The following is a 26,998-nucleotide window of genomic DNA, read 5'->3' on the forward strand; positions in this document are numbered from 1 at the left end:
ATAACGCGTGATAAGCGCTTTTATATTAAAACGGCTCTACGGGTCGGAACCCCCGACGCTTCCCTTTAAGCGGTCCTCGCGGAGGCGGTAGGGAAATACCTTGACGTCGACCGGGATACCGTTCCGTACGCTCTGCGTGACTATACAGAAGTCCTCGAACAGATCGCGGCAGCGCTCGAACTTAGCCTCGTCCTCGACCTGGGGGAAGATCTTGACCGCCATTTGAGTGATGCGCAGCCGGCCCTTCTCGTTCCTCTCCAAGCTGGTCGATACCTCGGCGCAGATATTGGGCACCTCGGACCTCGACCTCTCCATGCAGAACACCAACGATGCACATAGGCAGTTACCGACCGCAGCGGCGAGAAGCTTGCCGGCGTTGGGGAACTCCCCCCCACCCAGGGGGGTGGGCTCGTCCATCATGATGTCTTCTATCTTGTCGTTATTGAAGGAGACTCTGAACTTGTAGCGCTCCACCCGGCTGATCTTGGTCAGGAACTCGGTCTCGTCCACTTAGAGCATCTCCATCTTTTGCAGCTGATCGAGAACATCTCCGCGTATGTCCCCCGGCGACCGCTCCGGTACCAGGCGCCGGCCGTTCTCCATTAGCTTGGTGTAGGCGGGGACCATCTCCTTGCCGCAGCGGGCGCAGCGTGGGATCTCATCCTCGTTGGTGGACACCTCGAAGCTGAAGCAGTCGGGGCACCGGAACAGGTGCTTGCGCCCTCCGAACTTGCCGCGCTTGGCGACTGGACGGTCCCCGATGCTGACTATGTCCAGGGCAAAATCGACGGTGGGAGCGTTGGATATGCTCGTGCCGACCCCGAAGCCGTCCGCCCCGGCCTGGGCCAGACTGGCCAGGGTTTTTTCGTCAAGGCCACCGGACACGAAGATCTGGACCTTTTGATACCCTCGAAGGTCGAGCTCCCAGCGAACCTCTCGGATCAGCTCGGTGAACGAACCCCGACGCGATCCAGGAGTGTCCAGGCGCACGCCCGCTAGGTCCTTGACCGCCTCACAGGCGGCGATGGCCTCGGTCTTCTCATCGGAGTAGGTATCAACGAGCACGATCCGGGGCACCGATGGCTCGATGACCTCGTCGAAGGCCTTGAACGCTCTGACCGAGTCACCCATCATGACCACTAGGGCGTGAGGCATAGTGCCTTCAGGAGGTTTGCCGATGGTCTCCGCCCCCAGGAGCGAGGACACCGCGTCACATCCGCCGATGTAAGATGAACGGTCGAGCATGGGCGAGATGGCGGGATGCGTCCTTCGTATCCCGAAGGCGATCATGGGGTGGTTCACAGCGGCCTTGCGGCAGCGCGCAGCCATGGTCGCCACGCCTGTGGAGTGGCATAGGAAGCCGAGCATGGGGGTCTCGAAGATGCAGTACTCCGAATACGGTCCCTCGATGTTCAGCACCGGGAGCTTGATCCCGCTCTGGGTGCGAGAGGGGAACAGCGTCCCTTCGGGCAGGCCCCAGATATCCACGCCCTTCCCCTCCATGAGGCGAAGAGCTTCCTCGATTCCCGTGAGGACGGCCCATGGCCATTCCCGAGGGAGCTTGGCCACCGTCAGCTCGGCCAGGGCGGTCTGGTCCGCGATGCCCTTGGCCTCGAGGATCTGCATGGTCCTGACGAAATAGATGTCCGTCGTGCGTCCGTTCAGGATATCCTCGTCGGAAGCGGTGAAGAACCGCTTGCCCTTCTTCTGCTCCATGTCCTTCATCCTCGGGATTCCACCAACGGCTCCCACCCGTTTAAGGCTTGCCTCGGCTCAAGCTCTAGTCACGGGCGCCAAAGGCAGCCCGTCCAGCGTACTTGGCGCGGGCCCCCAGGCGCTCCTCAATCCTCAGCAGGCGATTGTACTTGGCCGTGCGCTCCCCGCGGGCCGGGGCGCCGGTCTTGATCTGTCCGCACCCCAGGGCCACGGCGATATCGGCTATGGAGGTGTCCTCCGACTCACCAGAGCGATGGCTGACCATGACCGCGTACCCGGAACGCTGAGCCAGCTCGGCGGCGTCCATGGCCTCGGACACTGTTCCGATCTGATTGACCTTGAGCAGAAGAGCGTTGCCGGCCTTGGCCTCGATGCCCCGGCGCAGCCTCTCGGGATTGGTGACGAAGAGGTCGTCCCCCACCAGCTGGAGCGTGCTGCCCATCCTCGCAGTGATCTTGGCCATCGTCGGGAAGTCGTCCTCCATGACAGGATCCTCCAAGCTGATGAGCGGGTAACGGGCCTTGAGATCGGCGTAGAAGTCCACGAGTTCTTCGGGGCTCAGCCGCTTCCCGTCCACCGTGTACGCGCCATTCTCGTAGAACTCCGAGGCCGCCGCGTCTATGGCCAGGTAGACATCCTTGCCCGGAATGAAGCCAGCCCCCTCGATCGCCTTGACGATGATGTCGAGCGCCTGGTCGGTGGTGTCCACGGGGGGAGCGAAACCTCCCTCATCACCTATGTTAACCGCGCCGACCCCATAGGCGTCCTTGAGCTTTTTCTTCAGGGAGTGGTACACCTCGACCCCGATGCGCAGGGCCTCGGCAAAGGTCGGGGCGCCGACGGGCGCGACCATGAACTCCTGGATCCGCAGGTTGGTGCCAGCGTGCTTTCCGCCGTTGAGGATGTTCATCATTGGCACCGGGAGGACGTGGCTGCCAGCCCTGAGGTGCTCATGCAACGGCTGCCCGAGGACCTCGGCACCAGCCCGAGCGACCGCCAGAGAAACCGCCACTGTGGCATTGGCGCCGAGCTTAGACTTATTTGGCGTGCCGTCCAGTTCCATGAGGCGGTGGTCCACTGCCCTAAGGTCGGTGGCGTCCATGCCTATGAGGCCAGGGGCGATGGTTTCCCGCACTCCACGAACCACGTTGGCGACGCCCTTGCCCCCGTATCTCTTGCCTCCATCCCTTAGCTCGAGAGCCTCATGAGAACCGGTCGACGCTCCGGAGGGAGCGATGGCGGTCACCAATACATTACCGGCCTCGACCTCTGCCTCTACCGTCGGATTGCCTCTGGAATCAAGGACCTCCCGGGCCCATACGCGAGTGATCTTGGACGACATGTCATTCCCTACATCCGCTGATGCAAGGGAGCATGGTACAAGCCTTACTTAATCCCAGTGAGCTACCGGATGACCTTGACCTGGGGCCGGACCTCGCCCTCGATGATCTCCATGTTGCGCTCCATCAGGGCCAGCTCCCTGACGTCCAGAGCCCGTGGGTCCACCGAGATTATGAGGCGGGACCGGTACTCCATGACCACCTCAGTAATGCGGTGGATCATCTTGAGGACCTTGTCAAAGCCATTGTTGACGATGAGGAACTCGATGCCATCGATCATAACCACGCTGTCGTCGGACTTCTCGATGAAGCGGATGATGGTGTCCCCCAGGATGCCGATGTTGGCCGGATTTACATAGACCTTGCCCAGTTGGTTGCTCAGCCAGATAATCGGGGTCTCCTCCAGCTGCCATTCCTGGCGCACCACTGCCGGATACTGCCGGGTGATGCACAACCCCTGTATATTGTGGGTCACCTGATCGGTGAATATCTCGAAGGACTTGACCGCCTTCTGCTCCCTCACCACATAGCTCAAACCGGGGCGGAGCTCATACTTCTTGGCCGACTTGGTCGCTTTTTCCTTGCCCTCGGAGGCCTCGCCCTTCCTCTTCCCGAGGAACGCGAACAGGCGGGGCTCTTCTTTAGGCTGGGGAGCGGCCGGGGGCGCTGGCTTATCTTCCAGCACCGACTTCAGTCGATCGGATAGGTCCTTGTTGTTGAACGGCTTGCGGATGTAGCCGGAAACCACGTCCTGAAGGCCGAAGATGTCGGTACCTACGTCTGTGGTGGCGGTGAGCATCATGACCTTGGTTGTATTGGTGACGCCTTCCTCCTTGAGCTTGCGAAGGACCGTCCACCCGTCCATGTCCGGCATGTTGATGTCCAGGAGTATGAGATCAGGGCGTTCGGTGACGACCCTCTCCAGCGCCTCCTTTCCACCGGAGGCGGTGCGGGGGTCGAACCCGGCGCCCGAGACCAGCTCCGACACTATGTCCAGGATAGCCGGATTGTCATCTACGATCAGAACCTTCTTGATGCCTATGCCTCCTGGACCGCTAACGACGTCAAAGCGATAACCTTGGTTAAAAATCTATCCCTTTCAGTTATAAATACGTCAGTTAAAGAAGGGGTGTGATCGGGAGGCTTGGACCTCCGCGAAAAATAGCCAGGGGAAGGATTACGCCTTCCTGCTTTCCTTAGCCTTCTGGCGAAGGCCTTCGTACCCGCACTTGCGGCAGCGCGTGGCCCTCGGCGCATTGCGCGCGTCGCACTTCATGCAGACCTTCTTGTTAAGAAGCCTCTCATCAGCTTCCTTGAAACGTGCCATCTAAATCCTCTTTTGTGATGAATATGAAGGTCCTATAAATAAATTGGCCACCGCAGCGGTCAGTCAGCACTGTCCCCGCGGTGCTCCCCGACCAGCACCATGTAGGCCAGAAGCGATTCCAGCTGGATGCGCTCATTGGAGCCTTCCACGATGCGGAACTCCGTTTCCCCGGTGCGATCGATCAGCCTCACCTTCTCGTAGTCCGGAATATCGAGATCGAATATGGTGCGGTGGATCTGCTTGATGATGTCCTCGCCCGACAGTCCGTAGGATATCATGATCTCGTCAAGCTGGTTCCGGGCAGCGATGAAGTCACCCGAGATGGAGGTCTGCAGCAGCTCGCGGACCTCCTCCGGCCTCGCCGTCCCCGTGGTGTGGTATACCAGGTCTACCGTGATGTTCTCTCCCAGCGATCCGGCCACCTGGAGAGAATTGACGGCCTTGCGCATGTCACCCTGGGACACGTGCACCAGCGCATCCAAAGCGTCGTCGGTGATGCTGATCGTCTCCAGTGCAGAGATGTGCACAAGATAGTTGCGGACGTCTTCCGCCCTCAGGGGACGGAACCGAAACACCGCGCACCTCGATTGGATGGGCTCGATGATTTTTGAAGAATAGTTGCAGGAGAGGATGAAGCGGCAGGTCTTGCTGTACCGCTCCATCGTCCGCCTCAGCGCCGCCTGAGCGTCCCCGGTCAGGGCATCCGCCTCGTCCAGGAAGATGATCTTGAAGCCAGCCCCACCGATGGGCGAGGTACGCGCGAAATCCTTAATCTTGCCTCGTACCACGTCGATGCCTCGCTCGTCCGAGGCGTTCAGCTCATTGAAGTTACCCTTCCAGTTCTCCCCGAAAAGCTCCCTGGCCAGGGCGATGGCGGAGGTGGTCTTCCCGGTGCCGGCCGGACCGGCGAACATCAGGTGGGGCAGGTTCTGAGCATGAACATAGGACTCCAGGCGGTCCACTATGTCCTTCTGCCCGACGATCTCCTTCAACGTCTTCGGCCGGTACTTCTCGATCCATATCTCATTCATCTGAGCTCGTTGCGAGCAAAGGTGGTGGGGTCAATTAAAGGTTTTGACACCCCATAGCCGTCATCCAGCAGCGGCCAATTGCCACGGTGCGGAGCCAGGAGCATGCCTGAATGGGCCAATTTCATCTGCATATGTGGTTATAAATGGTCGATACAATCGAGTCTGGCCTTGCTGAGTATCTTGATTTTTATGAGTAGTATTATTAATCGAACCGATTAATACCCCTACCAAGTGGAGGAAGAGCAATGTTCTGTCCAAATTGTGGAAAGGATTCGGCGGTCGGCGCCAAGTTCTGCGAGAGCTGCGGAACGGTATTGCCGATCGACCAAGCAGCGCAGGCAGCAAACCCGCAGTACGCACAGACACCGCCCCAGCAGGCCCCGCCGTACGGCCAACCTCAGTATGGGCAGCCGATGTACGCGCCCGTTCCCTTGAAGAACGCAGGTCTGGCCGCCGTGCTGGCATTCCTGTGGGCAGGGCTGGGGCACATCTACCTGGGCCTCATCGGGAAGGGTATTCTGTACATGGTCCTCATGGTCGTGTTCTGGATCATCGGCATCCTAACAATCATCGGCCTCATCATTCCCTTGGTGTTCTGGATCTGGCAGATATACGATGCTTACAAGCTCGCTAACCAGTACAACTCCGCCGTCCAACAGACCGGCCGGGCTCCCTGGTAAACCCCTTCATTTTCCATTTTTTATCTTCTTCTGCAAGAGAGTTCTGGCCAGAGAGTTTTTAATATCCACAACGGAATGGATGTATAGGCGGCCATAGCTGCCGTTGGAGGAAACAAGATGTATTGCCCTAATTGCGGGACCGAGCTGCCCGAAAACTCATCGTTCTGTGCCAATTGCGGAACGAAGCTCGGGGCGGCCGGTAGTGCTCCGGTCTACCCAGCCCCGCCGTACCCTGGCCAACCCTATGGTCAGCCGTACGGCACCAATGTGCCCCCACAGAAGAACGAGATCGTGTCGATACTCCTGGCCTTCTTCATACCAGGGCTCGGTCACATTTATCTGGGAAGGATCATGCGGGGGATCGTATTCTTGGTGAGCTACTTCGGACTGAACGCCCTGTCAATTGGGATCATCTGGAATGCTGTGGGCGACATGGCCGCTTCCGGTGACCCCAACTTCATGGTGGGCCTGAGCAACGACCTCCTTATCGTGGTCTCGATCATCGGCTTGATCGCCATTATCATCTGGATCGTGAACCTGATCGACGTCTACCAGCAGACCAAGAAGTACAACGAGGCAATCCGCCGTACCGGTCAAGCCCCGTGGTAGGCTAGAACTCTTGTGAAAAAGCCCTCTTACCGGGGACGGAGGCCATCCGACACGGTTCAACAGGTCGGACTGGCCTCCAAATAATTATTATCATAGTCCATTATCCTCAGTCAGTATGCCCTTCCTCGATCCCAACGAGCTGTTCTACGCCGCCACGCTGCTGTTCTTCATCTTCGACCCTTTCGCTAGCGTGCCGGTGTTCATAGCGATGACCAAGGGATACAACGAAGAGGAGCTCGTGTCCTGCGCCAACCGCGCGGTCGGGGTGGCAGCGATCCTTTTCGTGATCTTCGTGCTCATCGGGGCGCAGCTCCTTGGTCTGTTCGGCATCACCACTGACGGGTTCCGGGTCGCTGGAGGCCTCGTCCTCCTCCTGATGTCCATGGAAATCATCTTCGGGCTGAGCCTCATTCGTTCTGGGGACCAGAACGTGGCGTGGGTCATCATCGCCACTCCCATTCTTACTGGGCCGGGTGTCATCACCACAGCCATCATACTCACTACCCAGTTCGACCCCATCACCGTCCTGCTGGCGGGCAGCTTCTCGCTGATCATCACCTGGTTCCTCATGCGCAACGCCCACCGCGTTACGAAGCTGGTGGGCACGCAGGTCATCGACATTTTCTCAAAGGTGGTCGGCCTGCTCATCGCTGCCATGGCCGTCGAGTACATCTTCAAGGGGGCGGTCGAGTGGATTGCTCATAATCCTGCTGCGCTGATCGGACTAGTACCCGGCCTGCTGTGAATGGCGACCTGATATGTTACCGGCCAAACTGCCTCTGCAGACAATACGCCGGCTGGAGCGTCACGCGTGGTCCACCAGGAGTAGGCCGAGGATCGAGCGTACTTCGCGATAGAGTTGCATACCTCATTAGTTCGGATGTGCCTGGACTCTGAGATTTACCGCTCCGATCTATGTCATATGGGCATAGGGACCGAACTAGACTTTATATGGAAGTAATCCCGAGCAGACGATCTCGAGGATAAGGATTATGCCTCCTGGCGTGTTGTTTAAGGATGGAATCTTCAAGCGTCGGTTACGAGGTTAACCAGGAGGCTATTTGCTCACCGTCCAGTCAGGTACATATAACTATCGTTAATCCGAATATTACATTATTAAATGTGCGAAAAAGAATAAGGAATATTATGGATGCTCAGCGGTGGTTCCGATGAAGGACAGCGACGAATTCTGGATCGCCTGATGGCAAACACCTATGCCCACATTGGCGGAGCAGGACCTACAGGTACCACGGTGAGACATGCATAGTTGCTTGGAATCTCAGCAGAGAGCGAGGGCTAGAGCATAGATGAGGAATAGCTTGCGGACCTCCGGGAAAAATGTCGAAACGCCCTGCTCGACGACTCGCTGGAGGAAGAAAACCCAGAGGTCCGCTTACATTTACCATTGATGCGCCGACTATTAAAGGATGAGAGTTGGCCAGCCTTACTGGGACGCCTCCGTTAACGTGAGAAGTGGATACAATCCTGAGAGGGGATTCGATTAAGCTCACATGGGGCGCAAGGCTGGTAGTAATCGATCTCCACCGCCCGAATATCAATCGTGCCCACCGAAAAAGCGGAGCAACCCTTCGCCCGATCGAAGCTGAAGCGTTTATGTTCAAGATCAAAATCATGGGCTCAGCGAGATGCAACTAAGCGCATACACGGCCAATGTATGAATCAGGACCGCGTTAATTAATGTTAATCCATATGGTCAGGATCACTGACTTAACAGTGATATTGATAACGCTTCACTATCGAGAACCAGGGAAATGATTTGCCCGTAAGAGCAGTCGATCTTACGTTAATCGGGCGAGGTTACGTTTCGATGGATTTTGAAATCGAAACGCTTTACAAGATCTGATCAATATGATCATTCCGAGCCTGGTGGTCCATCCCTGGATCCAAGGAATATTTATCGGACACACGGCACCATCCAATCAAGAATAGTACGTCAGCTCAGAATATTACTTGACACGTGATGGTTGCGACATGATGAAGGAACAAAATGGTCCCGAAGCCGACAGACGACGTTGACACTCATGAAAATACCAGTATTAGCATACCGAGCACCGTCTTACGAATCGTGAGGTGCCGGTCCAGGGCAGGATGCACATACTACGGAGAGTAGGCTGGTGCTGGCTCGTTGGTAGAGACCAAGAGGTGACGTCCTGGATTAGCGGTAGTTACCATACCCGGACGCTATAAACGATTATGCCTGGCCAAGAGAAAGACGACCAGGGGGTTGACACAAAATAGTCATTACATCTCTCGACCCCAGATAACCTTAGAGAGCGCATAGAGAAAGAAGGCCCCGACCACCAACACCGGGCTGATCAGCCAGTAAATCAGTTCATGTCTTACCGGCACCCATCTGAACACCATATCCTGCCAACGGAACTATTCCATCGATGACAGGATAAAGATATGCTAGGCTTTCGGTAGTGCACGAGATATGATCATCAGTACACTCCTTACCCCCTTTCCCAACGAGCACCAATGTATAGGCCTTAGGCGCAATAAGAGAAGTGATCAAGTCAGCATCACCAAGGTTAATGGCCCCCCGGTTTGCGGGACTATTGGCCGCATCCGATGCGAATCGTGGACATATTAATCGAGGTTCATTCTCACCGAATGAAGCCATAACTAAACAGAAGCGTAAGGTATCCGGGCCGGTGGCGCAAACCGGACTGCGCCTGAGAACGAGCCGGAAGCCTGTATCCTTCAATAAGAAAAAAAGGTTTTGAAAAAGACATCACTTCAGCGGCAGCTCGCTGACGGCATCGATTTCGAATGAGACGTCCGAGAGACCTGAGGCGCTGGCACCAGGAGTGATTATTACGTGCACGCTGTTGCTTGCTGCTCCGGCGCTGACCATCACGGGAGTGGATATCCAGGTTCCCGGAACGGTCTGCTCAAGGTTGAGATTAACGCCCGGAGCATCGCCAGTCGTTCCGGTGATGGTGAAGTCATCGGAGCTCATTTCCCCGGTCGAGGTCTCATGGATCATGATGTAGTAATTGAATCCACTCTCCGCGTTGCCTTGGTAGGTGGCGGTAAGCTCTACAGCATATCCGACGCCAGTCTGGTAGTAGTCCGCTTCGGACCAGGCATCGCTGACTACCGACAGCTGCACCTGCTGAGGGCTCCTTGATTGGGTATTATAAGATGACCACAGGATCGCTGCCGAAACCACAGCAGCGATGACAAATACCGCTCCGATCAACATTAAAAGGCTCATTCCAGCTACTTTCTTTCCACGAAGTACCAAATGATTACCTCCATGGGAGGATTACCCATCCCGATTGGGTTGCAAGCCAATATTCATCGATATAAAGAATATCATCTGAATATTTAGTATCTGAATAAAAAATACTAGCTGGCTATGATTGAATATTTCAATTTATTTAAAATGAGCGTTTACTCCTCGCCCTTCCGGTTCGCGACAGTAGCCATGCAGGATGAACAGTGGGAGGAAGCAATCGCCCTCGAGGAATGCGACGTCCTTCATGGCGCCGCTTCATCCGCAGCCGCAAGTAGGTCGGCCGAGCGCTTACTTGCCACCGCTCGTTAACCGGGAAGCCCGCCTCATCGAGGACCCAATGCCTTCCTCTATCGTATCGACAGCAACGGATGGGATATCTTGCCTCTTGCCCCTGGTCTTCGAGCTGCAGTTGCTCGATGATCGCCTGGCCCCGATGATAAGAAGGGATCATGGGAGTTGACCCCCCACCTTAAATGTCTGTCCAGATCGCTTGAGTAGCACAACCCTTAATACCGTCGGTGACGGTGGGCGCGCCATGGTCCAGTGCTCCAAGTGCGGGCGGGCCGCGGTGACCTTCATCCGGTACAACGGCAGCCATCTGTGCGCCGCCCATTTCCAGGAATATGTAGAAAGGAGGGTGAAGAAGGAGCTCCGGGACCAGATCGACCTAGATCGTTGCAAGCACATCGCGGTGGCGGTCTCGGGGGGAAAGGACAGCTGCGTCGCGTTGCATCTGGTACATGATATCTTATCCCAGCGCAGGGACGTTACCATTTCGGCGATCACCGTGGACGAGGGCATCGCCGGATACCGCCCGGAGGCCCTGGATAAGGTGAGAAAGCTGACCGCCGAACTGGGGGTCGAGCATCATGTCATCTCCTTCCGGGAGCAGGTCGGGGAGACCATGGATACCATCGCCCAGCGGCTGGGCCACCGCACCCCCTGCGCCTACTGCGGGGTGTTCCGCCGCCAGTGCATGAACCTCAAGGCCCGGGAGATAGATGCACACGCATTGGCCACCGGCCACAATCTAGACGACGTGGCCCAGGCGGTCCTCATGAACTTCACCCGGGGGGACGTCGAGCGGCTGGCCCGCATGGGGCCCCATGTCAAAGTGCAGCCTGGACTGGTTCCCCGCATCCTGCCCCTGCGTTCCATACCGGAGAAGGAGGTGTATCTGTACGCCCTTCTAACAGGAATGGACTTCGCCGACTCCACCTGCCCATACTGGGAGGCGGCGATGCGCAACGAGTATCGGGACATCATCGACGGGATGGAAGCAAGATCGCCGGGCACCAAGCACTCCATCCTCGCCAGCTATGAGGCGCTGCGCCCCCTTCTCCAGGAGAGATATCCGCAGGCCGCTCTCCGGCTGTGCCAGTGCGGGGAGCCTTCCCCCCGGGGGCGGTGCATGGCCTGCACCATGAGGGAGGAACTCGAAACCCGCCGATCCGGGGCTCGTGGCTCGGACGACGGGGACGCCGAACGACCTTGATCGCCCGAGAACCGACATCGCCACGTTAGCGCTTGTAGAGGTCGGATATGCCCAGCTCGGCTGAACGCTCCCTTACCGCCTTTCGTACCTCCGGCGACATCTCGATCTCGTCCGGCCATTCCCTCGCGTGTCCATCGGCCAACCCTTTTCTCGAGGCATCGATGTACACCGTTCTCTCCGTGATCCGGATGTCCCGTTGAGGGTCCACGTTGTTGAAGAACTTCCACAGGCACAGGGAGTCGTCCTGCAGGTCGATGTCATCGAACAGCACCATGAGCCCTTCCCCGGCCAGCTCATGGCACGCCTCCAGTCGTTCAAGGAAGTGCCGGGTCCCTCGGCCGCCCTTGCGCAGGCCAATGAGCACGAGGGGGTTCCTACGCCCCATTCCCACCCGCCGGCAGGAGACGAAGCCTGGGTCCAGTTCTCTGAGGGTTTCCAACAGCTCGCTCTCCCCGAGCTTCGGAGAGTACCGCCCGCGTCCCCGAGGGATCTCCTCCTCCACCCGGGAAGTGGCGTCGACGCCCAGCTTCCCGCCGAACAGAGGCCGGGGGGCGGAATGGTCGAGGACGTCCAGAACGCCATCCGTCACCTGGAGATCGGTCCACGGGTCGATGGTGTCCAGCAGGTGGGCGAAGACCTTCCTCACATCCTTCAAGGATATCTCCTCGTCAACCACGGCAATCATCTTGGCGAAGCTCATCTGTCCGGAGCCCCAGAGAGCGCTCATCACCTTGCGGGCGTGCAGCGGGTACTCCTTGCGGACGGACACCACGACGATGTTGTGAAACACGCCTTCCCAGGGCATCCACTGGTCGACCACCTCGGGCACCACGACCCGCAGGGGGGGCAGGAAGATACGCTCCGTCGCCTTCGCCAGGTAACAGTCCTCCATGGGTGGCCGGCCGACCACCGTGGCCGGGTAGATGGCGTCCCGGCGGTGGGTGATGGCGGTCACGTGGAACACGGGATACTCGGCCTTTAGCGAGTAATAGCCGGTGTGATCGCCGAACGGCCCCTCGATCCTCCTATCTTCGGGATCGACATAGCCTTCGAGAACGAACTCGGAGGTCGCCGGAACCTCCAGGTCGACGGTCCTGCACTTCACCAGATCCACCGGGGCACCCCGTATGAACCCGGCCAAGAGCATCTCGTCAAGACCCTGGGGCATGGGAGCGGTGGCGGCGTAGGTGATGGCCGGGGCGGTCCCGATGGCCACCGCCACCTCCATCCTTCGGCCCTCCCGGCGGTACCCGCTGAAGTTATGGCTCCCGTCCTTATGGATGTGCCAGTGCATGCCGGTGGTGTTGCGGTCGTAGACCTGTAGCCGGTACATGCCCGCATTCCTACGCCCATCCACGCTCTTGGTGAAGACCACCGGTAGGGTCACGAAGCGCCCCCCGTCCTGAGGCCAGCACTTGAGCACCGGGATCGAGCCGAGGTCCACCTCGTCGCCTGTCAGCACGACCTCCTGGCAGGGAGGATGGGAGGATCTCTTGACCTTAGGCAGGCACTTGGCCAGCCCCATTATCTCCGGCACGGCGCCTATCTTCCCCATGAAGGTGGAGGGCATCGGCATCTCCAGCAGGCCCGCGATCCTCGAGGCCAGGGCGTCAAGCGAGTCTGTCTCCAAAGCTAACGCCATCCTCCTTTCGCTGCCGAAGGCGTTGGTGAGGACGGGGAACCGGCTGCCGCGGACCCGCTCGAACAGCAGCGCCTTCCCTCCTCCGGGGCTCTTGGACATCATGTCGGTGATCTCCGTGATCTCCAGCTCAGCGGAGACCTCGCTCTTGACCCTGTGCAGCTCCCCCTTCGCTTCCAGGAGGTCGACGAACTCATGCAAATCCCGGTAGGTCATGCCGATCCCTTCTCCAGCACATAGATGTGACAGGCGCCCAGCGTCAGCTCTATGGACCTGAGTACATGCAGGCCTTGAGCCTCCATCATGCTCTCCAGTACCTTGGGCGCCGGGAAGGTGATTATCGAATCGCAAAGGTACCGGTACGAGGAGGCGTCGCCCTTCTGCATCCTGACCACCAGGGGCATCACCTTGGTCAGGTAGAAGAGGAAGACCTCCCTCACCACGGGCAATCGGGGGACCGACATCTCCACCACCGCTAAGCGCCCGCCCGGTCGGAGCACGCGGTGCACCTCGCGAAGGAACTGGCCGATGTCCACCATGTTGCGTATCCCGAAGGCGACCATGGCCCGATCGAACGTCCCGTCGCGAAAGGGCATGTGCAGAGCATCACCCTGGAGCACCGGGTAGGGATCGTCATCGAACTTCTCCCTCCACTTGACGAGGGCAGTCTTGAGCATGTTCTTGGAGAGATCCAGGCCTACTATTTCGCACCGCCGCATCGACACCGCCTGCAGAGCCATGTCCCCTGTCCCTGTGGCGATGTCCAGCACCCTGTTCCCACTCTGGATGTCCAACTCCTCGAGGGTCCGCTTCCTCCACCGGCGGTCGATGGATGCGGACATTATGAGGTTAAGGCGATCGTAGGTCGGGGTGATGTCATCGAACATCCCTCCGATGCGGGCTGGCCTCTTATCGAGGCCCGTTTTGATATTGGCATGTTCGCTCATGACCTTTGCTCCATTGACCTTGCGCCAGCCGGCGCGATGCGAGCTCATATCAGGAAGGCCCCCAGGGCCACGGCGACGAACACCATGATCGATATCACACTGTTCACGTCGAAGAACGCCACATTTATTTTGGAGAGGTCAGAAGGCCTGACCAACAGGTGCTCGACCACGAAGAGGCCTGCGATGACGGCCACGCCGAACAGGTAGGCGAGACTGAGCGACAGCAACCAGTATAGCGATGCCAGGCTGATGAGGCTCACGACATGCAGACCGGCCGATATCAGAAGCGCGGGGGTGACCCCCATGCGCGACGGTATGGACCTCAGTCCTGCCTGGCGGTCGAAGTCGATGTCCTGGCAGGCGTACAGGATGTCAAAGCCGGCGATGTAAGTGGTCAAGGCCAGGCTAAGCACGGCGATAGCCGGAGTGATTGTCCCGCTCACCGCAACGCTGGCCCCCAGCGGCATCAGCCCGATGGAGATGCCCAGCACCAGGTGGCTGGCAGAAGTGAATCGCTTGGTGTAGGAATACCCGATGAGGATGACTAACACGGGAAAGGAGAGCAGGAAGCACAGGGGCGACAGCATGGCCGCCGCTCCCACGAACACCGCTGCAGATAGGATGCCGAAAATTGTGGCCTCCCGGACCGAAAGGGCTCCGGACGGGATGTGCCGGTCCGCTGTCCTGGGATTCTTGCGATCATAGCTGGCGTCGATGACGCGGTTGAAGCCCATCGCCGCGGAACGGGCGCCGACGATCGCCACGATGACCCATAGGATCGTCTCCGCTCCGATGGCGTGGTCCTCGCTCAGGACGACCAAGGCGGCCAGACCAAAGGGCAGAGCGAACACTGTATGACTGATCTTGATCATGTGAGCGTAGGTTACAATCTTCTCCCACAGCCGCCCCTTCGGCGTTTCCTCTTCGGCCACCGTCCAACGGCAGCATCTGCGCTCTAGGTAGGTGAAGACCTCATAGATGGAGATGCCCAGAAGGCTCATGGCCACGATCCCCACGTAGATCTGGTCGTACTGCCCCCAGTTCCAGGCGCTCATGATCATGTAGCCCAGACCGGAGGAGCCAGCGAAGGACTCGGCGAAGAATAGCACCGAGATCGAGGTTCCGGTAACGATGCGCAGGGCGGTGAAGCAGCTGGGTAAGGCTGCGGGAATGACCACGTCCTTGATGATGTCCCTCTCCGACGCCCCCATGGAGCGCATGGAATCGATGTATTTGCGGTCCAGCCCGCTTACTCCTTCCTTGGTCGCCACCAGGATCTGGAAGAAGACCACCAGGGTGATGAGCAAGATCTTCGACAGATCGCCGAGCCCGAACAACAGGATGATGACGGGCAGGAACACCATCTTGGGTATGGGATAGGTGAGAAAGATGAGCGGGCTTACCAGGCGGTCTGTTTTCCGGTTGTAACCGATCATGATCCCCAGGGGGAACGCCAGGACCCAGGCCAGCGCGATGCTCGCCAGCACCCGGAAGGTGCTGATGATGAAGTGGGACCAGAACAGGCTCGTGCCCAGGGCCGCCCAGAAGGCCCTCATGGTCTGCTCGGGGCCCGGGAGTATGACTGAGTTCAGTACGAGCGAGGCGATCTTCCATATCAGCAGGCAGGCGGCCAGGGACATCGCGTAGCCTAGGAGCCGGTGCCGGTTCATAACGCCTCCACCGCCTGCCTCACCCGGCGGCATACCCTGAAGAACTCGTCGTTGTTGCGGTAGTCCCGCTCCCCCGCCCCCGGATTCGCGATGATGACCTTGATCTGGCAGGGACGCCCGCCCAGGACCATGATCGAATCACCAAGGAAGACCGCCTCCTCGATGCTGTGAGTAACCGTCACCATGGTCAGGTTCCGCTGGGCCCCCATCTCCAGCAGGGCGTTCTGTAACCTCTCCCGGGTGAGGGTGTCAAGGGATGAGAAAGGCTCGTCCATGAGTAGAAGGGTCGGCTCCAGGGCCAACGCTCTTCCGATGGCTAGCCTTTGTCTCTCCCCCCCGCTGAGCGTGCCCGGGTAACGGTCGGCGTAAGCCTCTAGGCCGAGATACCGGAGGACTTCCTCCGAGCGTCGGTCCTGCTCTTCCCTGGGCACCTTCCTGATCCTCATCCCCAGGCAGAGGTTATCCCTCACCGTCTTCCAGGGCAGGAGGCCAAAATCCTGCAGGATGAAGCCAACCTGCCTCGATGGGGCGGTGACCTCATTTCCTTCGATGAGCACCCGGCCAGCTGTCGGTGGGGTCAGTCCGGCGAGGATATACAGAAGGGTGCTTTTTCCACAGCCAGAGGGGCCGATGATGGCCATCGAGCGCCCCTTGCCCACGCTGAATGATAGGTCATCGATGACCTTGACCCCCGTCCCGTACTCCTTCCGCAGGCCCTCGACCTCCAACATAGGATCACCCGTACAGCTCGGTAGCCATTACCTTGCCGTAATCAGCAACGGCGGTGAGCATCCCCTTCGAGACCATCCAATCCTGGACCCTCTGCAGGTCGGCGGCAGTGGGAAGGGCGATCGCCGACATGGGCGGGAAGTCGAAGCTAGTCTCCAGCTCAGGGGGGAAGTGGATCCTGGACTCGAGGGTGGTGTTGAAAGCCATCGGGTCCTGGTTGACCAGCGTCACACTGGCATTGTATCCGGCGAGGAAGCTCCTGACGGCGGCCCCATGTTGGGAGACTGTGCTGTCGCGCAGGGCGATGACCGTGGCGGTGGTGTCGATCCCCCGATCGTCGGCCAGGAGGATGGCCCCGTTCTCGATGGCCCTGGTGGCAAAAGGTTCCGGGAGGACGGCTACGCTGAGCTGGCCGGACATAAGTGACTGGTATCTGATGGATATTGCCGGCACCTCATTGATCCTCGGTTCGCTGGTGACGTTATTGGCCTTCAGCATCTCCCCGAGGAAGTATTCGGATATTGAAGCACGGGAGGTGGCGATGGCCGTGCCGTTGAGCTGCGAGAGATCGTTGATGCCGGAATGAGGGGACGCCAGTATGGCGAACATGCGATGGTCCGACAGGGTGTGATAATCCACTGTGATGACTTTGACCCCGGTGCTCTTGGCGATGACCAGAGTGTTGACCAAATCCCCGAAGTAACCGTCTATGCTGCCGGCGGTGAAGGCAGCGTCACGCTCGATGGCGCTGTTGAACTCCACAAGCTCCACATTTACCCCTTGGTCGGAGAACAGGCCCTGCTCCACACCTACATAGAGGGGCAGGGTGTCGATGACGGGGAGCACTCCGATGCGTAGGGTCGTGGTCCCGTTGGTCTTGGTTGAGAACATGGTCGTCGCCCCTGCGACCACGACGGCAGCCGTGATGACCACGGCCACGGCGATGAGTAGCTTGTTCCGGCCTTGCATAATGATCGTTCAGGTCTCGCCGAGACCCCCTGGTGGGCGGTAAATGCCGACCTAGCCTTAATCATGTCGCCCGGGCCGCCGGCGGACATACGGCATTAGGACGAACAGCCCGGGCAGGAAAGGGAAGGATATAAAGGGAGGCCGGAGGCCTCTTTTTGCTTCAGACCAGATCGTGGTACCGGTAGGCCTCGGTACCCGCGTTGAGGCAGTACTGCACCTTGGTGAAGTCCTTCTTGAGCTCCCAGACATCCTTCTTAACGGTCTCTGGGTTCTCCTTCTTCACCACCACACGGTAGATGAGGCGGGCGACCTCTTCCATCTCCCCCTTCTCCATGCCCAGCCTCGTGAGCTCCTGGGTGCCCAATCTGATGCCCGACGGCTTGACCGCGCTAGTGTCGCCGGGGAGCATGTTCTTGTTACAGATTATGTTGGCCTTCTCTAGGTCGAGCGCCGCCTGCGCGCCGCCGCCATATTTGGCTACACTGACGGCCAGAGTGTGCGACTCGGTGAACCCGAGATGGGGACACATGACATCGATGCCCATCTCGTTGAGGGCCCCGCCCAGAGCTTTGGCGTTCTTTATGACCTGGCTAGCATACTGCTTGCCGTATATCTCGTACTCGGCCATGGTCACCGCCAGGGCGGCCATGGCATGTAGGTGGTGCGAGGAGGTTACACCGGGGAAGGCAGCCTTCTGCAGCTTAGCCTCCATATCATCGGTGAGCTTGTCCCCGATGATGATGCCGTGGTTCGGGCCAGGGAAGGTCTTGTGGGTACTGGCGGAGATGATGTGCACGCCCTCCCGCAAGGGGTCCTGGAACTTGCCGCCGGCGATGAGCCCGAGGACATGAGCGGCATCGTACCACACCGTGCTCCCGGCCTCCTGTAGTGCGTCCTGGATCTCCTTAATGGGCGTAGGGAACAGGAACACAGAAAGACCGAACTGGGCCACCTTGGGCTTCTCCTTGATCAGGAACTTCCGGGTGGCGTCGATGTCCAGGTTCCAGTTCTTGTAGTCCCATGGATAGTGCACGGGATTCAGGCCCCGGAGGCCGACCGCCCCGAAGGGGGCGGTGGAGATGTGGGCGCCCGACGCGAGCTCAGGGGTGGCGATCTTGTCCCCGGGCTTGGAGATGGCGAACAGGACAGCAATGTTAGCTACTGTGCCGGAGATGGGGCGGACATCGACGAAGTGGGCCTTGAAGATCTTCCTGGCCAGCTCCAGGCACTTGAGCTCCACCTTGTCGACGTAGATGTTACCCTGATAATACCGCTTGCCGGGCAGGCCCTCGGCATACCGGTCGTGGAAGTCGGAGATCATCATTTCCTTAGCCAGGGGGCTAATGAGGTTCTCGGAGGCGATCATGGGGAGGGACTCCTCGAACCACTTGGTGTGGGCCTTGACCTGGTCCTTAATCCAGTAAGCATCTTCCTTCATGAATGTTACCGGGCTGACATGAGGCAACATCTAAAAAAAAGTGTTGCATGACCCTCTCGGACGAGCGGGGTCCGAGCGCCCTCCCGGCATCTTCTTACATCGTTTGGTATCGTTGGAAATAACATCTCTAGAGATGTAGAAGAGTGCTTATCAAATATCTAAATTAATATAAAATATAATATAAATACGTACGATCTTCCTTCGAAGTATGTCTCAAGTCTACTCTAGGACCGTCAAGGCAATAGGAGATGTCGACGCGATATATGATCGCATGTGGGCCGCCATGAAGGCCCAGGGGTTCAACCTCGTCACCTCGGAGAAGCCGAACCTGCTCATCGGGGACAGAGGCATCTTGAGGCCGACCAGGAAGGTATCTAAGTATCCTCACAGCCTGGTGGTGGCATTCCATTCGGGCGAGAGCAACCCCCTTGTCTCGTTCACCTATATCATGAGCGACATGTGGAACTATACTCCAGGGGATCGGGAATTCTTCAACTTCGAGATCAACACCATCGTCTCGTCCTTGAACATGAACGCCTCGTTCATCGACGTCAAGGATGCACAGGACAGTCCGGCCTCCAGCGCCTACATCAATGAGCTCAGAGGGCTGGCAAAGCTCCGGGACGACGGCTTGATCAGCGCGTCGGAGTTCGACTACAAGAAGCGGCAGCTCATGGGCATCTGAGTTCGCCCCTTCTTTCACCCCCTCGGGGGCTTTTTTCCTTTATCCCAACCTCTTCTTCAGCTCGCTTATGGACGACACCGGCGTCGGATCGACTCCTTTCAACATGGCCAGATAGTAGCTGACATGATCACCCAGGATCATACCGCGCATGATGTTCTCCAGCGCCGATGAACCATGGAGGTCCACCACGATCGGGTCCAGGCGGAAGTCCTCGAATATGGAAATGGTCGCATTCACGATGTCGGCCATCATGCCCTGGTCCGAGGGGGCCCTCAGGAACACTGGTTGGCACGCCGATTCCCGGGTGCCATCGACCCAGCCCACCACCTGATTATGGTCCGCCTCCGGAAGCTCTCCGTACAGGCACAGAGTCTTGGAGTTTTCGTTGATCTGGGTCTGCCATCGCCGGCCCGCAGGGCGGACGTTGCGGGAGGAGTAGACGAACGGTATCCTCCCATGCAGTCGGACGGCGATCTGCTTGGCCTGGTTGCTCGCTTGAGGAGTGGAGGGCGAGCAAGCTTCCAATTCTTCCCTGATGTTGGGCAGCAGGGCGCGGAGGTCGCGATCCATGGTAGATATGCCCGCCGCCCCCACCACCGCCGCGGCCGCACCGAGTAGATGCCCGAGGGCCGCCCGGGGTTGCAGGCCGGGGGGCACCGCGACCAAGGGGTCCCCGTTCTTCTCGCTCAGCTGCTGCAAGCGGCCCCCTGATGTGATGACTGCGACCCGGGCCCCCCGTCGGCGAGCCTCCCCATACATGGACAGGGTCTCTCGGGTGTTACCGGAATAGGAGATGAGAACAACGAGGGTGTCCCGGTCGACCCAGCCGGGGAGAGCGACATCCCTGATCACCGAGGCCATCACCTTGGTGGTCCTTTCCAGGTGGTCGCAAAGAACATCGGCCCCCATGGCCGAACCGCCCAGCCCGCAGAGGCACAGCCTCTCCGACCCGTGGTCGAGCTTAACCTCGCTGCAGAGCGAACGGTCAAGCTGATCGGCAAGGGCGGTCATCTGTCGCAGCATGCCCGAAGCATCGATCTTGGCCAGGGCATCGACATCATCCAGCATCACGGCCATGTACGGCTGATAGCACGTTGGCATATATTATTTGATTGATTGCCAGAGGCCCCAAGGCCTAGCTGGCAGGAAAATCGGTATAACATATTGACTAATAATTTGGTAGCTACCGGAGAGATAATATACGGTGGCCCATATGGTCGGGGGAGAGCATGATGGACAAGATCGGCGAAGCACAGGCCGCCCTGAAATCCGGCAAGTTCGTGCTGGTTTTCGATTCGGACAGCAGGGAGGCGGAGACGGACATGATGATCGCCTCTGAGCATGTGACCTTTGAGAGCATCCGTACGCTGCGCAAGGAGGCCGGTGGATTGATCTGCACGACCGTCCCGGCCGAGGTGTCTAAGAAGCTCGACCTTCCCTTCCTGGCCGAGCTCTTCGTCGAGTCGTACGCCAAGCACCCGGTCCTCAAGGGTCTGGCCCCCAACGACCTGCCCTATGATACGAAGTCCGCGTTCTCGCTCACTATCAATCATCGCCATACCTTTACCGGCATCCCGGACCGAGACCGCGCACTGACCATCTCCGAGTTCGCCAAGCTGGGTAAGCAGGTGCTGGAGCTGGACGGCGAAGCCGCCCGCAAGGAGTTTGGAGCGGCGTTCCGCGCCCCCGGCCATGTTTTCCTGCTCAACTCTCAGCCCGGGGTTCTCAATGACCGCCGAGGCCATACTGAGCTGGTCACCGCGCTGATGAAGATGGGTGATATGTTCCCCTCGGCCACCATCTGCGAGATGATGGGTGAGGACGGGAAGGCGATGCGCAAGGAGAAGGCTCAAGAGTACGCCAGGCGATATGGTGTACCCTACCTCGAGGGTGCCGAGATCATCGAGGCGTGGAAGAAGAGCGTGCATTCGAGATGACCAGAGTCATGGCCAGCGGGGTCTTCGACATTTTGCACACCGGACATGTGCACTACCTGACCGAGGCCCGACGCCTGGGGGATGAGCTTGTGGTCGTGGTGGCCACCGACAATACCGTCCGCAAGAACAAGCATGAACCGATCACCCCCGAGAAGATGCGCCTGGAGCTAGTACAGAGCCTCAAGCCGGTAGACCGAGCCATCCTGGGCCATGAGGGAGACATGTTCGGCGTGGTGGCCGAGATCAGACCGGACGTCATCGCCATCGGCTACGACCAAACCTTCGACGAGAAGGCTTTGGAGGCTGAGCTGGCCAAGCGAGGTATGAATATCAAGGTGGTCCGTCTAGGGCATTACGCCGACGACCTAAACGGCACACGCAAGATCATCCGCAAGATCATCGAGTGGCACACCGCCACGGCCTGCCAGGAGGGGAAGCAGTGAAGCTTATCGGCATCGCCGACACCACCTTTGCCCGGGTGGACATGGGCGGAGCGGCGGTGGACGAGCTGAAAGCCAGAGGCACGGGGTTCAAGATCGTTCGGTACACTGTGCCCGGAATCAAGGACCTTCCGGTAGCGTGCAAGAAGCTCATCGTCGAACAAAAGTGCGATATTGTCATGGCACTGGGCATGCCCGGCCCCAAGGACAAGGATAAGAACTGCGCCCACGAGGCCTCCACTGGCCTAATCGCCGCGCAGCTGATGACTGATCACCACATCATCGAGGTCTTCGTCCACGAGGACGAGGCCTCCGACGCCAGGACTCTCGATTGGCTCGCCAAGCAGCGGGCCAGGGAGCATGCCCGCAACGCCTATGACCTCCTCTTCCGTCCCGAGGTGCTTTCCCGGAACGCGGGGAAGGGGCTGCGGCAGGGCTACGAGGACGCTGGACCGATAAGGGAGTGAGCACATGAAGCGATACAACATAGGGATAGTGGTTTCCGAATTCAACTTCGACATCACCTCGATGATGTTGGAGCGGGCGAAGGCGCACGCCGCCTTCCTGGATGTGAACGTGGCCAAGGTGATCTCGGTGCCCGGGGTGTACGATATGCCTCTGGCCATCAAGAAGCTGTGCGAAGATCCCAGCATCGACGGCGTGGCCACCCTGGGCTGCGTCATAGAGGGCGAGACCGAGCATGACGAGATAGTAATCCAGCACGCGGCCAGGAAGATCATCGACCTCAGCCTACAGTACGACAAGCCAGTGTCCCTGGGGATCACCGGGCCGGGAATGACCCGCCTCCAGGCTGAGGACCGCATCGAGAAGGGGCGCGACGCTGTGGAAGCAGTGGTGAAGCTTCTCAAGAACCTGGCGTAAAACCCCTTACGTAATCATCTTTTTATAACGCGCACTTCCAGGTAGCTCCGGTGGTTGAAATCAAGGATAGGACCATCTTCGTCACTGGTGCCACCGGGCATCAGGGGAGCGCTGCGGCCAGGCACCTTCTGGAGGCGGGCTATCGGGTCCGTGGGCTTACCAGGGATCCGGATTCCTCCAGCGGTCAGATGCTGAAGGAACTCGGGGCAGAGCTGGTCCAGGGCGATCTGGATGATCCGACGAGCGTCCGGAGGGCGCTGGCTGGCTCCTATGGCGTGTTCGCCGTCCTCACCTGGGTGGAGGAGGGCCCTGCGGGAGAGGTCAAGCAGGGTAGGATCCTCGCTGACGCGGCCAAGGCCGAAGGCGTGGAGCACTTCCTGTATAGCTCGGTGTGCGGGGCGGACCGCAACACTGGAATACCTCACTTCGAGAGCAAGGCGACCAACGAGCGATATATGCGGTCCATCGATCTGCCCTTGACCGTTCTGAGGCCGGTATACTTCATGGAGAACTTCAACTCGCCCACCGCTCGCCGGCTGATCTCCGAGGGCAACCTGGTGATGTCGCTGAGCCCCCAAAAGCCGCTGCAGATGGTTTCGGTGGAGGACATCGGATTCCTGGCGGCCATCATCCTGGATAATCCCGAGGACTGGGCTGGACGGACGGTGGACATCGCCGGGGACTCCCTCACCATGCCCGAGGTTGCGGAGCGGTTCTCCGAGGTGACCGGAAGGAAGGTGTTCTTCCGCGAGCAGCCGCTTCAGGACCTCAAGAAGATCGACAAGGAGCGCTACCTAATGCTGAAGTGGCTCAACGAGCACGGCTACGACGCCGATATCGAGGCCATCAGGCGTTTGCACCCCACCTTGTTGTCGTTCGACCAGTGGCTGAAGGGGGGCTTTTGGAAGGGAGAGGAAGCAATGGCCACCACCCTTCGGACGGCGTGAGAGGCCTCAGGCGACCTTGTTCATGTAGTCCTCGATGGAGTCGAAGGCCTTGGCTAGCGTCTCCACAGGAGGCAGGAACACCGCGCGGAAGTGCATCTTGCCATAGGTCTCGTCGAAGCCGTGCCCCGGGACAAGTAGGACGTGGCAGTTGTTCAGTACATCCAGTACGAAGTCCTGGTCGTTGGTCCAGTGCTTGGACTCGATCTTGGGGAAGATGTAGAACGCGCCCTTGGGGCTCGCCGTCGACAGGCCGGGAATGGAGTTGATCTTCTTCACGAGGTAGTCCCTGCGGGCCCTCAGCTTGTTGTTCATCTCCTCGAGGTGGTCCTTGGGGCCCTTGAGCGCCTCAATGACCGCCATCTGGCAGGGATTATTGGCGCTGATGCGCAGACGGAGCTGGCGCATCATGCCCTCCTTGATCTCGTCCAGCTTCCCCTGGGGGTCGCGGAAGACAGTGTATCCCAGCCTCCAACCGGGTAGTAGGTCGACCTTGGAGAACCCATTGAACATTATTATCGGCACGTCCTTGGACAGCGCCGCTGGAGAATGATGAACGCCATCAAAGGTCATGAGGTCGTAGATCTCGTCGGAGATGATGAACAGGTCGTGCTCGCCGGCCAGGTCGGTGATCTCTTTGAGCACCTTGTCCGAATACAGAGCTCCGGTGGGGTTGTTGGGGTTGATCACGGTGATGTACTTGGTCTTGGAAGTGATCTTCTTCCTCATGTCGTCCACGTCCGGCTGCCAGCCGTTGGATTCGTCCGCCCGGTAGGAAACCGGCTTACCACCGAAGAACTTGGTGAACTCTATGTAGGCAGGATATCCGGGCCCGGGAATCAGGACCTCATCCCCCGGCTCCACCGTCGCGGCGCTGATCATCTGTATGGCCTCGGTGACGCCGTTGGTGATGACACAATTCTCAATCCCCACGTCGATATTGTTCTTCTGCCTCTCCTTCTCGAGGATGGCCTGACGAAGCTCGTCATAGCCTTCCGACTCGGCATACCCGTTGTCGTTGATCTCGACTGCACGGCACAAGGCATCACGCACGTGCTTGGGGGTCTCGAAATCGAACTTATTGGGATCTCCGATGTGGAGCTTGATGATCTCAGCGCCGTTCTTCTCCAGCTCCCTCGCCGGGAGAAGGATGTCGCGAATGGCGTAGGATACATCCAACGAGCGCTTGGTCGCTTTCATCATGACCATCTTCTTTTTTCTGGCCATGAATTGAGTCCCAATATAAACTTCCTTCGACCCCGGTAGGGAGGGATTTGCCTTACGATGTCTCGAAAAAGGTTAATTACTGCTTCGCCTACCCATCGGCGTGTCCCTGGTCCGACTTGGAAAGATCCCCCTGCGATGGTGCGACTCCTGCAACCTGCCAGTGCTCGAGAGCAAGGAATGCGGGCGCTGCGGCGGGGCCACCCGTCAGATGGAGATCACACCACCCGGCGACGCCCGCCCGGCCACCGTCCACGACCTGGGCTTGGCACGTGAGGTCATCGATCGGCAGTTCGGCCTGGGATGCGGGGCGGCGGTGCTCCAGGACGGCCACTTCGCACTGATGAACAAGGCCCCGGCCCTCGATCGGATGGACGAGATCATCATCGACGGCAAGGTGGCCGGTACGATGCGCTACGACCTCGGTCGAGGGTGGGTCTTTCTGGCCCGCATGTCCGCGGCCAAGGCCATGCAGGGCCTGGTGTCCCGCGGGAGGGTGGTGGCGGATGACGGGGCATTGAAGCCGATCCTGGGAGGATCCAACCTTCTCGCCCCCGGAGTGTTGTCGTGCAGCGATGGCATCAAGGTTGGCGACGAGCTGATCGTGGTCGACCAGGAGGGCCGGGCGTTCGCCGCAGGCATAGCCAGGATGTCTTCTGGGGATATGTCGGCGGGAAACAAGGGCATGGCGGTGAAGGTGCGCTGGTGCGAGGCCCCCGATGACGAGACGCCGGAAGGGTGTAAAGCAGGATGGCCAGAGGTTCTGGAGGCCAACCGACCAGAGATGGACCGCAAGATCGCCGAGGCGGTGAACTTCATGCGCAGGGTGATGCGTGAGAACCGTGTTCCGGCGATCGTCTCCTTCTCCGGCGGGAAGGATTCCCTGGCCACCTTCCTCCTGGGCAAGAGGACGGGAACGAAGCTTCCCCTCTTCTACATTGACACCGGACTGGAGTTCCCGGAGACGATACAGCACGTCCGGGAGGTCGCCCAGCGTCATGACGCCGAGCTTATCTTCGAGGAGGCCCCGCATGAGGCGTTCGAGGAGGGCCTGAAGGTCTTCGGCCCTCCCGGTCGTGACTACAGGTGGTGTTGCAAGACCAACAAGCTCGGCCCCACGGTGAGGGCAATCTCGAAGCACTATCCGACCGGCGTCCTGTCGTTCATCGGACAGCGCCGGTACGAGTCGGAGTCCCGTGCCTCCAAACCCCGGGTATGGGAGAACCCCTGGACCCCTGGCCAGGTGGGCGCCTCTCCGATCCAGAACTGGACCGCACTCCACGTCTGGCTGCTCATCGTGGGGGACGGGGAACCCTACAACCCGTGGTATGATCGGGGCCTCGACCGGATCGGCTGCTTTATGTGCCCCGCCTCCGACCTCGCCGAGCTGAAGCTGGTGGAAGCGAGCTCGGAAGGCTACCGCCGATGGGATGCCGTCCTGCGCAAACGGGCTCAGGACAGGGGCCTTCCGGGCGAGTGGGTGGATTATGGCATGTGGCGGTGGCGGGCGGTACCGCCGTCCATTAGGCAAGAGCTGGAGAGGGCAGGCATCACCATCACGGCCCAGCCCCGGGAACAGGGGCCGGGAGAGGGCAACCTCAGGCTGTACATACAGAAGGGCATCTCACCCTGCACCATGGGCTATTCCATCGAGGGAGCTTTCGACCGCTCCCTGCATCTAGACCGCTTGGCCAATGTCCTCAATATGAACGGCGAGGTGGTCGTCAACGAGGACGAGGGATGGGTGGCAGTGGATGGTATAACGGTCTTCGACGAGGGCGCCCTGATGGGCAAGGATGCCGACGCAGAAAAATTGAAGGAAAAGGTTGAGAGAGTGCGGCGGACGGTGGTCAAGGCCGAGGAGTGCGTCGGATGCGGCGTTTGCACCGGAAGATGTAGCGAGGGTGCACTTATGCTAAAGCTGGGCCGGGTCCACGTAGAGGTTGATAGATGCGTCCATTGCGGGCGCTGCGTGGAGCCTTGTCCGGCCATCACCTTCGGTGACAACGCCTTCGATTTCTGACCTTCCGA

The 26,998-nt window shown here is 59.2% G+C and carries 26 protein-coding genes; 11 read left to right on the plus strand and 15 right to left on the minus strand.

The features are described 5' to 3' along the window. Positions 1 to 36: 36 nt before the first annotated feature. The 6 genes from SA339_05900 to SA339_05925 form a co-directional block, all read right to left on the minus strand. A complete protein-coding gene (locus tag SA339_05900; GenBank protein MDW5562743.1) occupies positions 37 to 510 on the minus strand; it encodes an OsmC family protein in 474 nt (157 codons plus the stop codon). Further along, positions 511 to 1,725 carry a nicotinate phosphoribosyltransferase gene (locus SA339_05905; GenBank protein ID MDW5562744.1) on the minus strand — a complete coding sequence of 405 codons (1,215 nt, stop codon included), beginning with the start codon at positions 1,723 to 1,725 and terminating at the stop codon, positions 511 to 513. A 55-nt stretch (positions 1,726 to 1,780) separates the two neighbouring features. Beyond that, the gene (gene eno / locus SA339_05910) at positions 1,781 to 3,058 is read right to left on the minus strand and encodes a phosphopyruvate hydratase (protein MDW5562745.1); all 1,278 of its coding nucleotides are present in this window, start codon (positions 3,056 to 3,058) and stop codon (positions 1,781 to 1,783) included. Positions 3,059 to 3,120: 62 nt separating this feature from the next. After that, positions 3,121 to 4,146 carry a DUF835 domain-containing protein gene (locus SA339_05915; protein ID MDW5562746.1) on the minus strand — a complete coding sequence of 342 codons (1,026 nt, stop codon included), beginning with the start codon at positions 4,144 to 4,146 and terminating at the stop codon, positions 3,121 to 3,123. A gap of 87 nt (positions 4,147 to 4,233) precedes the next feature. Continuing rightward, positions 4,234 to 4,383 (minus strand): 50S ribosomal protein L40e, encoded by a 150-nt coding sequence (locus tag SA339_05920; protein MDW5562747.1) that lies wholly within the window; start codon positions 4,381 to 4,383, stop codon positions 4,234 to 4,236. Positions 4,384 to 4,442: 59 nt separating this feature from the next. After that, positions 4,443 to 5,414 carry a replication factor C small subunit gene (locus SA339_05925; GenBank protein MDW5562748.1) on the minus strand — a complete coding sequence of 324 codons (972 nt, stop codon included), beginning with the start codon at positions 5,412 to 5,414 and terminating at the stop codon, positions 4,443 to 4,445. Positions 5,415 to 5,659: 245 nt separating this feature from the next. On the opposite strand from SA339_05925, the gene SA339_05930 reads away from it, so the two are divergent. The 3 genes from SA339_05930 (at position 5,660) to SA339_05940 (ending at position 7,448) form a co-directional block, all read left to right on the plus strand. Then, positions 5,660 to 6,094 carry a DUF6677 family protein gene (locus SA339_05930; protein ID MDW5562749.1) on the plus strand — a complete coding sequence of 145 codons (435 nt, stop codon included), beginning with the start codon at positions 5,660 to 5,662 and terminating at the stop codon, positions 6,092 to 6,094. A 117-nt stretch (positions 6,095 to 6,211) separates the two neighbouring features. Then, entirely contained in the window at positions 6,212 to 6,703 is a 492-nt protein-coding gene (locus tag SA339_05935) for a DUF6677 family protein (protein ID MDW5562750.1), read from the plus strand. Positions 6,704 to 6,818: 115 nt separating this feature from the next. Continuing rightward, the gene (locus SA339_05940) at positions 6,819 to 7,448 is read left to right on the plus strand and encodes a MarC family protein (protein ID MDW5562751.1); all 630 of its coding nucleotides are present in this window, start codon (positions 6,819 to 6,821) and stop codon (positions 7,446 to 7,448) included. Between the two features lie 2,010 nt (positions 7,449 to 9,458). Here SA339_05940 and SA339_05945 read toward each other — a convergent pair. Beyond that, on the minus strand, positions 9,459 to 9,839 hold the full coding sequence (locus tag SA339_05945) for a hypothetical protein (protein ID MDW5562752.1): 381 nt from the start codon (positions 9,837 to 9,839) through the stop codon (positions 9,459 to 9,461). Positions 9,840 to 10,503: 664 nt separating this feature from the next. On the opposite strand from SA339_05945, the gene SA339_05950 reads away from it, so the two are divergent. Next, on the plus strand, positions 10,504 to 11,463 hold the full coding sequence (locus SA339_05950) for a TIGR00269 family protein (protein MDW5562753.1): 960 nt from the start codon (positions 10,504 to 10,506) through the stop codon (positions 11,461 to 11,463). A gap of 25 nt (positions 11,464 to 11,488) precedes the next feature. Here the strand turns inward: SA339_05950 and SA339_05955 are convergent, their stop codons facing one another. The 6 genes from SA339_05955 to SA339_05980 form a co-directional block, all read right to left on the minus strand. Then, positions 11,489 to 13,318 (minus strand): menaquinone biosynthesis decarboxylase, encoded by a 1,830-nt coding sequence (locus SA339_05955; protein ID MDW5562754.1) that lies wholly within the window; start codon positions 13,316 to 13,318, stop codon positions 11,489 to 11,491. Beyond that, the gene (locus SA339_05960; protein MDW5562755.1) at positions 13,315 to 14,097 is read right to left on the minus strand and encodes a ubiquinone/menaquinone biosynthesis methyltransferase; all 783 of its coding nucleotides are present in this window, start codon (positions 14,095 to 14,097) and stop codon (positions 13,315 to 13,317) included. The genes SA339_05955 and SA339_05960 overlap by 4 nt, the downstream gene beginning before the upstream one ends. Next, positions 14,094 to 15,719: a UbiA-like polyprenyltransferase gene (locus SA339_05965; GenBank protein ID MDW5562756.1), complete on the minus strand. Its 1,626-nt coding sequence runs from the start codon at positions 15,717 to 15,719 to the stop codon at positions 14,094 to 14,096. The genes SA339_05960 and SA339_05965 overlap by 4 nt, the downstream gene beginning before the upstream one ends. After that, the gene (locus SA339_05970; GenBank protein MDW5562757.1) at positions 15,716 to 16,450 is read right to left on the minus strand and encodes an ABC transporter ATP-binding protein; all 735 of its coding nucleotides are present in this window, start codon (positions 16,448 to 16,450) and stop codon (positions 15,716 to 15,718) included. The genes SA339_05965 and SA339_05970 overlap by 4 nt, the downstream gene beginning before the upstream one ends. 4 nt (positions 16,451 to 16,454) lie before the next feature. Beyond that, positions 16,455 to 17,417, minus strand: a complete 963-nt coding sequence (locus SA339_05975; GenBank protein MDW5562758.1) for an ABC transporter substrate-binding protein — start codon at positions 17,415 to 17,417, stop codon at positions 16,455 to 16,457. Between the two features lie 160 nt (positions 17,418 to 17,577). Continuing rightward, on the minus strand, positions 17,578 to 18,855 hold the full coding sequence (locus tag SA339_05980) for a serine hydroxymethyltransferase (GenBank protein MDW5562759.1): 1,278 nt from the start codon (positions 18,853 to 18,855) through the stop codon (positions 17,578 to 17,580). Between the two features lie 208 nt (positions 18,856 to 19,063). Here SA339_05980 and SA339_05985 point away from each other — a divergent pair, with 208 nt between their 5' ends. Continuing rightward, positions 19,064 to 19,540 carry an SHOCT domain-containing protein gene (locus SA339_05985; protein ID MDW5562760.1) on the plus strand — a complete coding sequence of 159 codons (477 nt, stop codon included), beginning with the start codon at positions 19,064 to 19,066 and terminating at the stop codon, positions 19,538 to 19,540. A gap of 39 nt (positions 19,541 to 19,579) precedes the next feature. On the opposite strand, the gene SA339_05990 is transcribed toward SA339_05985, so the two are convergent. Then, entirely contained in the window at positions 19,580 to 20,617 is a 1,038-nt protein-coding gene (locus SA339_05990; GenBank protein MDW5562761.1) for a bifunctional phosphoglucose/phosphomannose isomerase, read from the minus strand. A gap of 155 nt (positions 20,618 to 20,772) precedes the next feature. On the opposite strand from SA339_05990, the gene ribB reads away from it, so the two are divergent. From ribB to SA339_06015, 5 genes are read left to right on the plus strand one after another with little or no spacing between them, the layout of a single operon-like run. Further along, entirely contained in the window at positions 20,773 to 21,477 is a 705-nt protein-coding gene (gene ribB / locus SA339_05995; GenBank protein MDW5562762.1) for a 3,4-dihydroxy-2-butanone-4-phosphate synthase, read from the plus strand. Then, on the plus strand, positions 21,450 to 21,920 hold the full coding sequence (locus tag SA339_06000; protein MDW5562763.1) for an adenylyltransferase/cytidyltransferase family protein: 471 nt from the start codon (positions 21,450 to 21,452) through the stop codon (positions 21,918 to 21,920). Before ribB ends, SA339_06000 begins: the two co-directional genes overlap by 28 nt. Beyond that, complete coding sequence (gene ribC, locus SA339_06005; protein MDW5562764.1) at positions 21,917 to 22,384, plus strand: riboflavin synthase; 468 nt, start codon at positions 21,917 to 21,919, stop codon at positions 22,382 to 22,384. The genes SA339_06000 and ribC overlap by 4 nt, the downstream gene beginning before the upstream one ends. Positions 22,385 to 22,388: 4 nt before the next feature. Continuing rightward, complete coding sequence (gene ribH, locus SA339_06010; GenBank protein ID MDW5562765.1) at positions 22,389 to 22,799, plus strand: 6,7-dimethyl-8-ribityllumazine synthase; 411 nt, start codon at positions 22,389 to 22,391, stop codon at positions 22,797 to 22,799. A gap of 50 nt (positions 22,800 to 22,849) precedes the next feature. Continuing rightward, the gene (locus SA339_06015) at positions 22,850 to 23,746 is read left to right on the plus strand and encodes an NmrA/HSCARG family protein (protein MDW5562766.1); all 897 of its coding nucleotides are present in this window, start codon (positions 22,850 to 22,852) and stop codon (positions 23,744 to 23,746) included. Positions 23,747 to 23,752: 6 nt separating this feature from the next. Here SA339_06015 and SA339_06020 read toward each other — a convergent pair whose 3' ends face one another. Beyond that, complete coding sequence (locus SA339_06020; GenBank protein ID MDW5562767.1) at positions 23,753 to 24,970, minus strand: aminotransferase class I/II-fold pyridoxal phosphate-dependent enzyme; 1,218 nt, start codon at positions 24,968 to 24,970, stop codon at positions 23,753 to 23,755. Between the two features lie 100 nt (positions 24,971 to 25,070). Between SA339_06020 and SA339_06025 the strand changes: the two genes are divergently transcribed. After that, a complete protein-coding gene (locus SA339_06025; protein ID MDW5562768.1) occupies positions 25,071 to 26,990 on the plus strand; it encodes a phosphoadenosine phosphosulfate reductase family protein in 1,920 nt (639 codons plus the stop codon). The last annotated feature ends 8 nt before the right edge of the window (positions 26,991 to 26,998 follow it).

The sequence above is a fragment of the Methanomassiliicoccus sp. genome (assembly GCA_033485155.1).
In the GTDB taxonomy this organism is placed as follows: domain Archaea; phylum Thermoplasmatota; class Thermoplasmata; order Methanomassiliicoccales; family Methanomassiliicoccaceae; genus UBA6.

What these genes read in the sequence shown, in the direction of transcription:
- SA339_05905 (MDW5562744.1), bottom strand. Translation starts at nt 1,725, where the DNA reads ATGAAGGACATGGAGCAGAAGAAGGGCAAGCGGTTCTTCACCGCTTCC.
- eno (MDW5562745.1), bottom strand. Translation starts at nt 3,058, where the DNA reads ATGTCGTCCAAGATCACTCGCGTATGGGCCCGGGAGGTCCTTGATTCC.
- SA339_05920 (MDW5562747.1), bottom strand. Translation starts at nt 4,383, where the DNA reads ATGGCACGTTTCAAGGAAGCTGATGAGAGGCTTCTTAACAAGAAGGTC.
- SA339_05925 (MDW5562748.1), bottom strand. Translation starts at nt 5,414, where the DNA reads ATGAATGAGATATGGATCGAGAAGTACCGGCCGAAGACGTTGAAGGAG.
- SA339_05930 (MDW5562749.1), top strand. Translation starts at nt 5,660, where the DNA reads ATGTTCTGTCCAAATTGTGGAAAGGATTCGGCGGTCGGCGCCAAGTTC.
- SA339_05935 (MDW5562750.1), top strand. Translation starts at nt 6,212, where the DNA reads ATGTATTGCCCTAATTGCGGGACCGAGCTGCCCGAAAACTCATCGTTC.
- SA339_05940 (MDW5562751.1), top strand. Translation starts at nt 6,819, where the DNA reads ATGCCCTTCCTCGATCCCAACGAGCTGTTCTACGCCGCCACGCTGCTG.
- SA339_05950 (MDW5562753.1), top strand. Translation starts at nt 10,504, where the DNA reads ATGGTCCAGTGCTCCAAGTGCGGGCGGGCCGCGGTGACCTTCATCCGG.
- SA339_05955 (MDW5562754.1), bottom strand. Translation starts at nt 13,318, where the DNA reads ATGACCTACCGGGATTTGCATGAGTTCGTCGACCTCCTGGAAGCGAAG.
- SA339_05960 (MDW5562755.1), bottom strand. Translation starts at nt 14,097, where the DNA reads ATGAGCTCGCATCGCGCCGGCTGGCGCAAGGTCAATGGAGCAAAGGTC.
- SA339_05965 (MDW5562756.1), bottom strand. Translation starts at nt 15,719, where the DNA reads ATGAACCGGCACCGGCTCCTAGGCTACGCGATGTCCCTGGCCGCCTGC.
- SA339_05970 (MDW5562757.1), bottom strand. Translation starts at nt 16,450, where the DNA reads ATGTTGGAGGTCGAGGGCCTGCGGAAGGAGTACGGGACGGGGGTCAAG.
- SA339_05975 (MDW5562758.1), bottom strand. Translation starts at nt 17,417, where the DNA reads ATGCAAGGCCGGAACAAGCTACTCATCGCCGTGGCCGTGGTCATCACG.
- SA339_05980 (MDW5562759.1), bottom strand. Translation starts at nt 18,855, where the DNA reads ATGAAGGAAGATGCTTACTGGATTAAGGACCAGGTCAAGGCCCACACC.
- SA339_05985 (MDW5562760.1), top strand. Translation starts at nt 19,064, where the DNA reads ATGTCTCAAGTCTACTCTAGGACCGTCAAGGCAATAGGAGATGTCGAC.
- SA339_05990 (MDW5562761.1), bottom strand. Translation starts at nt 20,617, where the DNA reads ATGGCCGTGATGCTGGATGATGTCGATGCCCTGGCCAAGATCGATGCT.
- ribB (MDW5562762.1), top strand. Translation starts at nt 20,773, where the DNA reads ATGGACAAGATCGGCGAAGCACAGGCCGCCCTGAAATCCGGCAAGTTC.
- ribH (MDW5562765.1), top strand. Translation starts at nt 22,389, where the DNA reads ATGAAGCGATACAACATAGGGATAGTGGTTTCCGAATTCAACTTCGAC.
- SA339_06020 (MDW5562767.1), bottom strand. Translation starts at nt 24,970, where the DNA reads ATGGCCAGAAAAAAGAAGATGGTCATGATGAAAGCGACCAAGCGCTCG.